The organism is Bradyrhizobium sp. SZCCT0148, assembly GCF_018129985.1.
Classification (GTDB): Bacteria; Pseudomonadota; Alphaproteobacteria; order Rhizobiales; family Xanthobacteraceae; genus Bradyrhizobium; species Bradyrhizobium japonicum_H.
Map to the genome: position 1 here is coordinate 96,162 of NZ_JAFCKT010000010.1, position 12,519 is coordinate 108,680.

12 protein-coding genes are annotated in these 12,519 nt (G+C 65.1%); 3 read left to right on the forward strand and 9 right to left on the reverse strand.

Annotated elements, in window-relative coordinates; genetic code table 11:
* Nucleotides 1-13 precede the first annotated feature (13 nt).
* The 3 genes from gatC to JQ580_RS25400 form a co-directional block, all read right to left on the reverse strand.
* Nucleotides 14-301 (reverse strand): Asp-tRNA(Asn)/Glu-tRNA(Gln) amidotransferase subunit GatC, encoded by a 288-nt coding sequence (gene gatC, locus JQ580_RS25390; RefSeq protein ID WP_212282929.1) that lies wholly within the window; start codon nucleotides 299-301, stop codon nucleotides 14-16.
* A gap of 77 nt (nucleotides 302-378) precedes the next feature.
* Nucleotides 379-1,455, reverse strand: coding sequence for an NAD(P)H-dependent flavin oxidoreductase (locus tag JQ580_RS25395; RefSeq protein WP_212282930.1), 1,077 nt, complete (start codon nucleotides 1,453-1,455; stop codon nucleotides 379-381).
* Nucleotides 1,456-1,467: 12 nt separating this feature from the next.
* Complete coding sequence (locus JQ580_RS25400; RefSeq protein ID WP_212282931.1) at nucleotides 1,468-2,451, reverse strand: NAD(P)H-dependent flavin oxidoreductase; 984 nt, start codon at nucleotides 2,449-2,451, stop codon at nucleotides 1,468-1,470.
* 97 nt (nucleotides 2,452-2,548) lie between these two features.
* On the opposite strand from JQ580_RS25400, the gene JQ580_RS25405 reads away from it, so the two are divergent.
* A complete protein-coding gene (locus tag JQ580_RS25405) occupies nucleotides 2,549-3,439 on the forward strand; it encodes a LysR family transcriptional regulator (RefSeq protein WP_212282932.1) in 891 nt (296 codons plus the stop codon).
* A 30-nt stretch (nucleotides 3,440-3,469) separates the two neighbouring features.
* Here JQ580_RS25405 and JQ580_RS25410 read toward each other — a convergent pair whose 3' ends face one another.
* Entirely contained in the window at nucleotides 3,470-5,584 is a 2,115-nt protein-coding gene (locus JQ580_RS25410; RefSeq protein ID WP_212282933.1) for a DNA/RNA non-specific endonuclease, read from the reverse strand.
* A 423-nt stretch (nucleotides 5,585-6,007) separates the two neighbouring features.
* A complete protein-coding gene (locus JQ580_RS25415; protein WP_212282934.1) occupies nucleotides 6,008-6,205 on the reverse strand; it encodes a hypothetical protein in 198 nt (65 codons plus the stop codon).
* A 45-nt stretch (nucleotides 6,206-6,250) separates the two neighbouring features.
* Between JQ580_RS25415 and ruvX the strand changes: the two genes are divergently transcribed.
* Nucleotides 6,251-6,736, forward strand: a complete 486-nt coding sequence (gene ruvX / locus JQ580_RS25420; RefSeq protein WP_212282935.1) for a Holliday junction resolvase RuvX — start codon at nucleotides 6,251-6,253, stop codon at nucleotides 6,734-6,736.
* 3 nt (nucleotides 6,737-6,739) lie between these two features.
* A complete protein-coding gene (locus tag JQ580_RS25425; RefSeq protein ID WP_212282936.1) occupies nucleotides 6,740-7,666 on the forward strand; it encodes an AEC family transporter in 927 nt (308 codons plus the stop codon).
* A 62-nt stretch (nucleotides 7,667-7,728) separates the two neighbouring features.
* Here the strand turns inward: JQ580_RS25425 and JQ580_RS25430 are convergent, their stop codons facing one another.
* The 4 genes from JQ580_RS25430 to JQ580_RS25445 all read right to left on the reverse strand — a co-directional run bounded on the left by JQ580_RS25430 (nucleotide 7,729) and on the right by JQ580_RS25445 (nucleotide 12,486).
* Entirely contained in the window at nucleotides 7,729-8,493 is a 765-nt protein-coding gene (locus tag JQ580_RS25430) for a CPBP family intramembrane glutamic endopeptidase (protein WP_212282937.1), read from the reverse strand.
* 143 nt (nucleotides 8,494-8,636) lie between these two features.
* Nucleotides 8,637-10,280 (reverse strand): isovaleryl-CoA dehydrogenase, encoded by a 1,644-nt coding sequence (locus JQ580_RS25435; protein WP_212282938.1) that lies wholly within the window; start codon nucleotides 10,278-10,280, stop codon nucleotides 8,637-8,639.
* Between the two features lie 20 nt (nucleotides 10,281-10,300).
* Nucleotides 10,301-11,062: a M15 family metallopeptidase gene (locus JQ580_RS25440; protein ID WP_212283008.1), complete on the reverse strand. Its 762-nt coding sequence runs from the start codon at nucleotides 11,060-11,062 to the stop codon at nucleotides 10,301-10,303.
* Nucleotides 11,063-11,082: 20 nt separating this feature from the next.
* Nucleotides 11,083-12,486 (reverse strand): NADase-type glycan-binding domain-containing protein, encoded by a 1,404-nt coding sequence (locus JQ580_RS25445; RefSeq protein WP_212282939.1) that lies wholly within the window; start codon nucleotides 12,484-12,486, stop codon nucleotides 11,083-11,085.
* Nucleotides 12,487-12,519 lie beyond the last annotated feature (33 nt).

The following is a 12,519-nucleotide window of genomic DNA, read 5'->3' on the forward strand; positions in this document are numbered from 1 at the left end:
GAGGTCCTAAAAACTACTCGACGACCTTCGGCACCACGAAGAAGTGGCCTTCGGTCGCGGGCGCATTCCGCACGATATCGTCGGCGATCCCGCCGTCATCGACCACGTCCTGTCGCTTCTTCATCTGCATCGGGGTGACCGAGGTCATGGGCTCCACGCCCTCGACATTGACCTCCGACAACTGCTCGACAAAGGCGAGCATGGCGTTGAGCTCGCCCTGCAGATGCGGAACCTCGTCCTCGGAAACCGCAATGCGCGCCAGATGCGCGATGCGGCGGACGGTAGCGGCGTCGACGGACATTATATATGGCCTCTCACGGCAAAACCTATGTGCCGTATAGCAGAGGCCGGTTTTGCGCCGCAACCGGGTGGCTGGCCTCAGCCAGCCAGCGCTTTCATGCGAGCGAGCGCCGATTTGGCAAAATCCCGCGTCAATTCGGCCGCGGGGACCTCGCGGCCCAGCGCCACGGCCTGGCCGGCCCAGAGATTGGTGAAATCCACCCTGCCCTGCTTTTCGGCAGCCGCTTTCAGCGGCACCAGCGCGGTCGCGGCATGGGGGAACGGCGGCGCGTCCGGCGAGATCGGACCGGCCTCGCGCATCAGGCGGTTCTGGACGCCGCGCGCCGGGCGCCCGGTCATGACATTGGTGATCACGGTGGAATCGTCCCGCGCCTCAGCCAGCGCCTTGCGGCCTCCCGGCGAGACCTTGGATTCCGGACAGCGCAAGTAAGCGCTGCCGATCTGTACGCCGGAGGCGCCGAGCGCGAAGGCGGCGGCGATGCCGCGCCCGTCCGCGATGCCACCGGCCGCGATCACCGGTACCTTCACGGCATCGGCGACCTGCGGCACCAGCGCAAACGTGCCGGGCTGCTCGGAGATCTTGTCGGTCAGGAACATGCCGCGATGGCCGCCGGCTTCGGCGCCTTGCGCAATGACGGCATCGACGCCGTGCTGTTCGAGCCAGACGGCTTCCTTCACCGTCGTCGCCGACGAGATGACAAGGCAGCCGGCCGCCTTGACGCGCTTGAGCAGCGCCTGCTCCGGCAGGCCGAAATGGAAGCTGACGATTTCGGGCTTCAGCTCCTCGACGACCTCACAGAAGGCCGCATCGAACGGCGCGCGGTTCGCCGCGGAGATCGGCGCTGCGGGATCGAGACCATGCTCGGTGTAATAGCCCGTGAGCCGCTGTTTCCAGCGTGCCTCAGCCTCGGTCGAAAGGTCGACCGGCGTATGGCAGAAGAAGTTCATGTTGACCGGAGCCTTCACGCGCTGGCGAATGATGTTGACCTGCTCGCGCGCTTTCTCCGGCGACAGCATCGCGCTCGGCAGCGAACCGAGCCCACCGCCCTCTGACACGGCGATCACCAGCTCCGCATCCATCACGCCGGCCATCGGCGCCAGCACGATCGGAAATTCGGTCTTGAAGAGGTCGATCAGTCGACGGTCAGGCCACATGGTTTGTTCTCTCTAGATTCGGGCGACGGGCGCGATGGAGTTGCGGCGGCCGGCCAAAAGCTGCTCCGCTTCAACCGTAATCCGCTCGACGAGCTCGGCCGCCGGTGGAATATCATGGATCAGTCCGACCGCCTCGCCCGCGATGACGGCCGCGACGTCGAAATTTCCGGCGGCTTTTGCCGCCGTATATTCCGCCGCGACAGCGGCGACATTCTGCATCAGTTCGACTTCGCGGCCGATCCAGCGCCGGGCGTGATCATTGACCAGGCAACGGCCGGTGAACGGTGCCGGCCACACATTGTTGCGGGAGAGGTCGAAGATGATGCCACGCACGGTCGAGCCGCTGTTCGCCGCGCAGATGCGCCGCTTGGCCTCCTCCGCACCGTCGGCCTCCACGCTCGCATAGAAGCGCGTGCCAAGCAGCACGCCGCTCGCGCCCAGCATCATCATGGCCGCGAGCCCGCGCCCGTCGGCAATGCCGCCGGCAGCGACCACCGGCACCCCAGGGGCAAGGTCGACGATCGCCGGCACGAGATCGACCGTGGTGCGGGAGGCGCCGTGACCGCCCGCTTCCGTCCCCTGCGCGACCAAGACATCGGCGCCGGCATCGAGCGCCTGCCGCGCCATCGCTTCGTCCTGAACCTGGCAGATCAGACGCGCGCCGGCTGACTTGATCCTGGCTGCGAACGGCGCTGGATCGCCAAACGACAACACGATGGCCGAGGGCTTTGCCGCCAGCGCGATGTCGAGAAGCTCGGGCCGCTTGGCAAGGCTCCATGTGATGAAGCCGATCCCGAACGGTGCGGTCAGGGAGGCGAGCTTCGCCGTTTGCTGCTCCAGCCAAATCCTCTCGCCATAACCCCCGCCCAGAATGCCAAAACCTCCGGCACGACTCACCGCCGCGACCAGACGGCTGCCCGCAATGACATCCATCGGCGCCAGCAGGACGGGATGGCGGACCTCAAGCAGCGTGGTCAGCGATGTCGTGATCGGCATGACTTTTTCCTGATCTGGACAGCGAGACTAAGCCCGACTAGCATTCTCGGAAAATGAATTGTAGCGAACGTTGCCATCTGAAAAGAGAAACGACGCCATGGAACTCGGCGACCTCAAGACCTTTGCCGCAGTCGCCCGCACCGGTGGCATCACCCGCGCTGCGGAAGAGCTGAACACCGTGCAGTCCAACGTCACCCAGCGCGTCAAGGCGCTGGAGGCGGAGATCGGCACGCCGCTGTTCGAACGCCACAGCCGCGGCATGACGCTGACCGGCGCCGGCAAGCGCCTTTTGCCTTACGCACAACGGATGGCCGCGCTCTCGCGCGAGGCCGTGCTGGCCGCGCGCGACGATGGCGAGCCGAAGGGACCGCTTGCGATCGGCTCGATGGAGACGACCGCGGCGGTGCGCCTGCCGCCGCTGCTCGCCGATTTCCACCGCCGTTGCCCCGCCGTGCGCCTGTCCTTGCGGACCGCACCGACCGCCGACCTCGTCGCAAGCGTGCTCGAAGGCGCGCTCGATGGTGCCTTTGTCGCAGGACCGATCGCGCATGACGACCTCATTGCGACGGGCGCCTTCCGCGAGGAGCTGGTGCTGGTCAGCGCGCGCCGCTGGGCTTCGCTTGCCGAGCTGCGCGCCGGCACGCCGGAGTCCGGCCCGACCGCGCTGGTGTTCCGCACCGGCTGCACCTATCGCCAGCGCCTCGAGCAGATTTTCGTCGAGTTCGGTTGGCCGTCCGCCGCGCGGTTCGAGCTCGGCACCCTCGACGGCATGATCGGCTGCGTCGCCGCCGACATGGGCGTGACGCTGCTGCCGCGCGCGGTCGTCGACCGCAGCGCAATGAATGGCACCGTCTCGATCCACACCCTGGGCGCCTCGCATGCGCGCGTCGAGACACTCTTCATCCAGCGTCGCGCCGGACATCAGTCCAGCGCACTGGCCGGCTTTGCAGCTTGCCTGAAAACCGACGAAGACGTCATCGCGGCCTGACGCGGTGACACCGCGTCAGGCCGCGCTGTTCTAAAGTCGAATGTCCTCATAGGACTCGATCCGCCGTGGACCGACCGAGGTCGCCTCGTGCGAATCCGCGTCCGTGAGATTGCCGAAGTCGAGCCTGGTCAGTTTCGCGAGGTCCGCGATCGAGACCTGGAAGACGCTGACATCCTCCTCCGACATCTTCTCGCGCAGATCCACCTCCTGGATGCGATCGATGTCCATGATCAGCTTTCGCTGGCTCATCAGGAAAGCCGCCGCCTTGAGCGCGTCGTCGTCCTCGTTGCGTCGGATCAGGATCTTCCAGAAATATTTCGGGATTTGAACGCCGCCGAAGCTCGGATCCTTGCGCGGCTGCCCGGCCGGATTGGGCAGATCGGAGCCGTCGGCATCCGGCCCGTCGAACACCGGACCGTTCATGACGATGCCCTTCTCCTCGCCCTCGAGCAGGACATCGCGCGTATAATCCTCCAGGCCCGCCCAGAGCTGCTTGCCCTGGTTGAACGAGAAGAACTGCGGCGAGCAATTGGTGAAGTGGAAGGAATCGTCGCCATGCTGCTTCGCTGCAGCGACGGTGTCGCCCCAGGTCGCATCGAGCCGGCGCACGAGGTGACCGCGGTCGAAAGGATTCTTGCTGCGGTCCGCCTCGAGGGTCGCCTGCTTGCGGTAGAACTCGTCACCGATCTGCGCATCGTCGTCGATGCGCGGATCCCGCAGCCAGGAATCACCCTCGCGCTTGCCGACGTCCTGCTGTTTGCCGCCGTCGATATTGACGCAGCTGAAGAAGGCGAGCCGGCGTGCCTTGTTCATGACGACGCTGTAATTGAAGTATTTCAGCTCGGATTGCCTGGCATTCCCCTTGAGCGTCGCGATCTCGGATTTGAGAGCGGTTGGTATCTTCGGCAAGGGCACCGAGAATTTCCCGGTGCCGAGAAAATTCGCCTTGTATCCGGGGCGCGATTTCAGCGTGCTCTGATCGATATGTACGGCCTCCATCGGCAGGCCGTTTGCACTGAGGTTTGGCGGAAGGCGGGACGGCGGGACGAGCAACGGCTTGCCGCCGTTCTGCATGCCGCCGTTGAGGCCTCCGCCGTTGCCCCCCGCGGGACCCGGCAGGGGTGCCGGCGGCGCGAACGGAATGTCCTTCCTGAACGTCGGCAAAGGCACGCGGATCGGCACCACCAGCGAGGTCCCGTCGAGGGACTGCTCCACCCAGAAATTGGTGCCGAAAGCAGGCGCGGCGACCGGCGGCCGGGCTTTCTCGACCTCGAGCCGGAGCGGTGGCTCTTCCTCGTCCAGCACCGGCTGGATCAGGGGATGGGAGCCGACGGCAACCTTGAGATCGGCGACGATCGCGCTGATCCGGATGCCTTCATTGGCGATCCAGTCGATCAGCGATTCGTCCATCGACGCTTTCCAAACCTTGCCGTCCTTGGTCAGGGTGCGGCCCTGCGCATCCTTGCGGGGCACGCCGCTGTGATGCAGCGCGACCACCTGCCAGAAGCGGTTGAATGCCGGCGATCCCGACGAACCCGCCGTCGTGTCGGTGTTGTACCAGAGGAAGTCACCGACATATTTGAGCAGCTTGTTCTCGCGCACGCAGACCTGCTTCATCTGCCCGCTGGGATGTTGGACGATGGTGAGGTACTCGCCGGGATCTGCCTTGCCGGGCGCGCCGCTGAGCGGCAACCATCCGAAGTCCTCGAGCTTCTCCGCGCCGGACAGCGAGGTCGGCGCCACCGCGACGATCGAGAAATCCAGCCTGTCGTTGGTGTAGAAGAACTTGCCAGGCTCGAAGCCAAACCGCACCGGCACGCGCTCCTGTCCCGCGATGTCGAGCTCGTAGTTGAAGTCGGCAATCGAATTGGCGGCGTCGGCCGGCTTGCCGAAGACATGATGGTTCGTCAGCAGCAGGCCCGGTCCGATCAGAAAGCCCGAGCCGTAGCCGAGCAGGTTCGACTTGAGATCCCTGAGCTGAATGCGGCAGACCGAGCGCGAGGCGCCCGTCCCCTTGGCGAGATAGTTGATGCTGTCGAGATCATTGCCCTGAAGGATCCGCTCCAGGCCGATCTCGGCCTTCTCCACGTCCTGTGTCTCGGCCAGCAGCTGGCGCTGGCGCACGCGCATCTTTTCGACGGTCATCTCGATCGGACCGTCGCCCAATTTCCGGTTCAAGGCTTCGGGTGAGAACTCGGCTTGCTTGAATCGCCTTTCTGAGCCCGCGATCAGGCTTGGCTTGATGAGCATTGTGACCTCTCAAATGTCTGGACAATATGGGACGTGGTCGGGGCGCCCTAAAAATTTGCGCCAAGTTGCAGCGCAAGCCGGAATTGCCGTCCGCTGCCGATCGTTCTGGAAATCGGGGCACGCGCCCCACACTACTTTAGAGCATAAATCTAACGTGACACAACCAAAGCGTCAATCGATGCAAGCAACCGAAGCCGCGGCATCATGACATGGCCTGCGCCGTCACTCGTGTGAGATTTGCCACAAATCGCCGATGCAAATGTGCGGCACGATTTCACACGCTTCTTGCTGCCGTCGGACGATCTACCGTTTCAGCTGCTACCGCCGCAGCGCCACGACGGCCCAGATCGCTTCGACCAGACCGAACGGCCAGGCGCCCTGAAGAAAGCCGTAAGCCGAACCGAGCGCGCAGGACGCGGCGAACAGCAGCACGAACCAATGGCTCCGATCTTCCAGGGCGTAACTAATCAGCATCGCGGTCACGGCGAACAGGCCGAATAATGTCAGTGCATCCATGTTCCGGGTTCACTCCGCGGCGCGACGCGTGATATGCGCTACGTCATGCCTGCTCTTATCCTGCCCCTCGTCGATGCTGCAACCCACTGGCCCGCGCGCGGCGCGCTGGTCGGGCTCGACCTCGGCACCAAGACCATCGGCGTAGCCGTATCCGATCCGGACCGGCGGCTTGCAACCGGCGTCGAGACCATCCAGCGCAAGCAGTTCAAGCAGGACGCGGCCCGGTTGCTCGCGATCGCGGCCGAGCGCCGGGTGGTCGGCTTCGTGCTCGGCCTGCCCATCAACATGGACGGCAGCGAGGGGCCGCGCGCGCAATCCACCCGCGCCTTCGCCCGCAATTTTGCCGGGCTCACAGCCTTTCCCATCGGCCTGTGGGACGAGCGCCTCTCGACTGCAGCGGTCGAGCGCGAGCTGATCGGCATGGACGTGAGCCGCGCCAAGCGCGCCGAAGTGATCGACGAGCACGCCGCGATCTTCATTTTGCAGGGCGCGCTCGACCGCCTCGCCAATCTCCGTCCAGGGGCCGCCTGACCGATGGCGGTCGTGATTGCGGCGCTGCTGCCGGTCTTCATCCTCATCGTGCTCGGGGTCGTCCTGAAGCGCAGCTTGATGCGGCTCGACACGCAATGGCACGGGCTGGAGCGGCTGACCTATTTCGTGCTGTTTCCGATGCTGTTGATCCAGACGCTGGTGAAGGCCGACCTCTCCAAGGTGCCGGTCGCCGGAGTCGGCGGCGCGCTGCTGCTGTCGGCGCTGGCGATGTCGCTGCTCTGCCTCGCGCTGCGCCCGGCCCTGGCGCGGCTCGGTATCGACGGCCCCGCCTTCACCTCGATCTTCCAGGGCGCGACACGCTGGCAGACCTATGTGGCACTGTCGGTCTCCGCCAACCTGTATGGCGATATCGGGCTGGCGCTGGCGTCGGTGGCGATGGTCGCGATCATTCCGCTGGTCAACGTCTTCAGCGTCGCGGTGCTCGCACATTACGCAGCGCCCGAGAGGCAGTCAGTACGGACCATCGTCATGACGGTGATCCGCAATCCCCTGATCTGGGCCTGTGTCATCGGCCTCGCCATCAACGTCATGCAGCTGCCACTGCCGAAGATCTGGCACGAGGTGGCCGACGCGCTCGGCCGCTCCTCGCTCGCGATCGGCCTGCTCGTCACCGGCGCGGGCCTGCAACTGAAGGGGCTGTTCCGCCCCAGCGTGAGCGCAACCCTCGGCGTGGCGTTCAAGCTCGTCCTGATGCCAATCCTCGCGCTGGCTCTTGCCGGCTGGTTCGGCCTCGCCGGCGACAGCCTCGCCATCGTCGCGATCTGCGCGGCGGTGCCGACCTCGCCGAGTGCCTATGTGCTGGCACGCCAGATGGGCGGCGACGCGCCGCTGCTTGCGCAGATCATCACTCTGCAGACGATTCTGGCGGCGATCACGATGCCGATCGCAATCGCGCTGGTGGCCTACTAGAGCGCTTCATTGAAAGCGTACTTCCCTCGCCTGTCATTGCGAACGAGAAGCAACGGCCAGCCTCAGCTCCCCAGCCACATCGTCAGAACCACAGCGGTCAGATTGTTCATCGCGTGCAGCGCGATAGTGAGCCAGAGCGAATTCGCGCGATGGCGCATGTAGCCGAACCACAGTCCGATGGTGAAGACCTCGGCGAGGAAGTAGATGTCGTATTGCAGGTGCACGACCGTCCAGACCAGCGACGACAGCAGGATCGCGCCTGGAACGCGCAAAAAGCTCGCCGACCAGCCGCGAAAGAGGAAGCCGCGCGCCAGGATCTCCTCCGACATCGGCGCGGCCACGCTGAAGGCGAACAGCAGCAATAGCGCCGCACCCTTGTCGCGGCCCGATTTCAACAGATCGGTCATGAAGCCCGGCGTCGCCTCGCGGCCGAGCGCGCGTGACATCGTCTCCCAGACCACGACGATCAGGATGAGGCCGACCGCACCGAACAGCAGTTGCTTCCAGGACGGCCAATGCAGCGCGAGATAATCGACGAAGGAGGCCTTCTTGATGGCAATGGCGAGCCACACCGCCAGAAGCGTTGCCGGCAGGCCCATGATCACCGAGAGCGCGAGCGCCTGCGGCTCGTGGCCGATCCCCTGGACCGAGGCAAGATCCATGGGAAGACCACGCAGCGCCGCCAGCAGGACGACGGCGCCGATCTGCCCAACGAACATCGCGACGAAGATGAAGAGGCCCCACAGCGCGGTGCCCCAGAACAGCCAGACGCGCGGCGGCGCAGGCGTCACGGTCAGCGGCGGATTGTCGGGATTGAGGGAATCCATCAATGGGCTTTCGTAGGTTAGCGCAAGCTAGAGATCGTCATGCCCGGGCTGTCCCGGGCATCCACGTTCTTCGCGCCGGAGCTCAAGACCGGGATGGCCCGGTCCAAGCCCGGCCATGACGATGTGGATGGAATGTGCCCCACTCACGGCAGCGCCCGCTCCAGCAGCCCGCGGGCCTCGCCGCTGTCGAACTCGACCGCGCCGTACATGCTGGCGTGATTGGCCGCAAGGCGCGTGCTTGCGAACAGTTCGGCATTGCGCGGCGACACGCTGTTCAGCGCCGCCGTAGCGGCCAGCAGCGCCAGCTTCTCGACGGCGAGGCGCGCGACGCGCTCGCCATCGGCGCGCCGAAAAGTCTTGCCGATGAAGCTGGCCGCCTCACCTGCCCCGGGCAAACCCTTGGTCTCGGCCGCCAGCGCCTGCAACACGGCCGTCCCCGCCTCCGGCTCGCGCGCAAGCGCGCGGAGCACGTCGAGACACATCACGTTGCCGGAGCCTTCCCAGATCGCGTTGACCGGCGCCTCCCGGTAATGGCGCGCCAAAATGCCGTCCTCGACATAGCCATTGCCGCCGAGGCACTCCATGGCTTCATACAGGAAAGGCGGCGCACTCTTGCAGGTCCAGTATTTGATCGCAGGCGTCAGCAGCCGCATATAGGCGGCCTCCGCCGCATCATGCGGCGTGCGGTCGAAGGCGCGGCAGAGCCGCATCACCAGGGCCGTGCTCGCCTCGACATGCAGCGCCATGTCCGACAGCACTGCCTCCATCAGGGGCTGGTCGGCCAGATGCTTCTGGAACACGCTGCGGTGACGGGCGTGATGCAGTGCATGCGCGAGCCCGGAGCGCATCAGGCCGACCGAGGCGATCGCGCAATCCTGCCGTGTCAGCTGCACCATCTGGATAATGGTGCGGATGCCCTTGCCTTCCTCGCCGACCCGTTCGGCGTACGCACCTGTGAATTCGACCTCCGACGAGGCGTTGGAGCGATTGCCGAGCTTGTCCTTCAACCGCTGGAACTGGATCGCATTCACGGAACCATCCGGCGCGAAGCGCGGCATGAAGAAACACGACAGGCCCTGCTCGGCCTGCGCCAGCACCAGGAACGCATCGCACATCGGCGCCGACATGAACCATTTGTGGCCGGTGATGCGATAGGCTTCGCCGTCACGTACGGCACGCGTCATGTTGGCCCGCACGTCGGTGCCGCCCTGCTTCTCGGTCATGCCCATGCCGAGCGTCATGCCGCGCTTCTGCCACCACGGACCAAAGCTCGGGTCGTAGCTCCTTGTCGACAGAACCGGCATCACCTTGCCGAGCAGATCCGGCTGCATCGCCAGCGCACCGACCGAGGCGCGCGTCATCGTGATCGGACAGAGATGACCGGTCTCGACCTGGGCCGCCATGTAGAATTTTGCCGCTCGGATCACTTCGGCGGCATCGCCCGCCGGTTTGCCGTCCGCAGTCCACGTCGAATTGTGCACGCCGGCATGGGCGCTGTGCGCCATCAGCTCGTGATAGGCCGGATGAAACTCGACCTGGTCGCGGCGATTGCCTTTTGCGTCGAAGCTCCGCAGCTTCGGCGTATTCTCGTTCGCGACGCGCCCGCGATCGGCCATCGCGGCCGAGCCCCATTGCTTGCCGAACTCGGACAGCTCGCGTTCCGCCGCCGCACCACCGTTGGCCTTCACCGCATCGACCAGCGGTCGATCGACAGTGAACAGATCGACGTCCTCGAACGGCGGCGACTGGTTGAAGACCTCGTGGGTCGCAAAGCTCGGCTGGCTCATCGGGTTTCCTCGGGGCGGAATCAGTTCCGCCGCGGCTGGATCGGAAAATCATAGGCCGCGTCACCGGCCCCCGGCAGGGAAAAATGCCACCACTCCTTCGCATAGTTCACAAAGCCTTGCCTGGCCATCGCAGCCACCAGCCGCTTGCGCCAGGCGCGCTGCTCCGGCGTGACCGCCGGTGCCGCAGTATGGCCCTTCGTATCAGTACAGTCGTAGCCGGTCCCCATGTCCACACTGCCTTCGGGTGCCCGCGCTTCGACCGGCGCGGTGCAATCGGCATAGCTCTTTGACGGGTCGTACTTGCCCGAATTGTCGGCTTTGAGATCGACTAAAGTGAGATCGAGCGCGGCGCCCGTCGAGTGCTGCGAACGGCTCGCGATGTAGCCAAGGCGGAACAGCTCGGTCTTGGGAATCTTCGGATTGTAGCGCCGCTCGGCCGCTGTTTCATGACCGTTCTGCGACCACTTGACCATATCGAGCGAGGCCCGCGCCGGCCGGTAGCAGTCGAACATCTTCAGTGAGAGATTTTGCGCCGACAGTTCCGCTTGAACCGCCTTCAGCCGCAGCCCGACCTCGCGCTTCACCACGCATTCACCGGCATTGTAGCCAGCGAGCGGACGGCCGACGAAATTGTTCGCGGTGGCGTAGCGGATGTCCTGAACGATGGTGGGATCGACGTCGCGCAGATAGACGAAGTCGCCAGGCAGGCCCTGCGCCGACGCCGGCGCCGGCGCCGGGACGAGAACCGATATTGCGAGCAGCACAACAAGCGCGGAGCGCATCGCGATCCCTGTTCTTGCGATCATTGCACGGGATCCGAGTTGACCAGCAGCTTCGTGATCGCTGTATCGGTATATTTGTTGCCGGCCCAGACGTCGTCGATGATGAATTGCATCCAATAGGCCAAGACCTGCGGCCGCAATGTCAGCAGCTGCGCCGACAGCTTGTCGTCGAGGATGAATATCTGCGACTCGCCGCCGGAAAACAGCACGCGGATCTGACGAACCCTGTTGTTCTTGGCAAAGATGTCGGGGCTCTTCTGGTAGCCGTTCTGGACATGGATCGACTTGACGCGCCGCAGGGTTTCGAATTCGACCGTGATCCATTCGCCAACGCCGTTGCCTGCGGCGCCCTCGACCCAGGCCGTCCCTGTCGAAGCGTCAAACAGGTTCGCCGCACCGTATGAATTGCCGAACTGCGGCTTCAGCATTGAGCTGACGCAATAAGTCTCAAAGCCGCTGCGGGCGCAACTTTCCCCCGCAACGGACGGACGCGCTGGACGCATGGTCGCGCGCTCCGCGACCGCAGGCTTTGCCGGCGGCTTCAGCGGCATGCCCGCCACCGGTCGCTCCGACGACAGCGGCGCCCAGAGATAGATGCGTCCGCCGAGGGTCTGGTCGTAATAGGCCGGCGTCTGCTCGTGCGGCGCTGGTTGTCCGCCACCATCGCTAGCCGTCAGCGCCAGCGCCGCGACGCGCTCGCGCACCTCGACCGCGAGGTCGCCGAGATGCAGCTCGGGCCGCTTCAGCTGCTCGACGAAGATCCGCGTGAAGACCGAATTGTGCGCCGTGTCGTTGCTGCCGAGCTGGTCGAGCGCGGTCTGGCCGATCCCCGCCGAATAGAGCGTGAAGATCCCGCGCGCCGGCTTCGCGTCGGCAAGTCCCCGCGTGTTCCCGATCGAGCGGCCGGCGGCGCGCGGGAACGGATTGTCACGGCAGGCGTCGATGACGACGAAAGCCACGCGCACCGACTTCGCCTGCAGTTCGGCGATCACATCGGGCTCGGCGATCGAGGCACCGCGGACCCGCGCTTCGGCGCCCTCGACGACGGCGGGGACGTCGCTCGGCACGAGATAGTTCACGCCTGCGATCGCCACGCCATGCCCCGCATAGAACACGGCTGCAGTGTCGCCCGGCTCGAGCCGCGCCGTGAAGTCCGCGAGCCGGTCGATCATCCCTTGGCGGCCGAGATTAGTCCCAAGCACGATCTCAAACCCGAGTGATCTCAGCGCGTCCGCGATGGTGGTTGCGTCATTGGCCGCCTTCTTCAATTGCCGGTCAGCCGGTAGATTCGGGTAGAGGTCATTTCCGACGACGAGCGCAACGCGCTTCTCGGCCAGCGCCGGCGTCGCAAGGCTGGCAAGGCAAGCAGCTGCCAGCGCAGCAACATTGCGCGCCAGTCGACTAAAATACCGCATGCTCGCCATGATCCGGCTCGTGACGCAACGAATGGCAGGAGT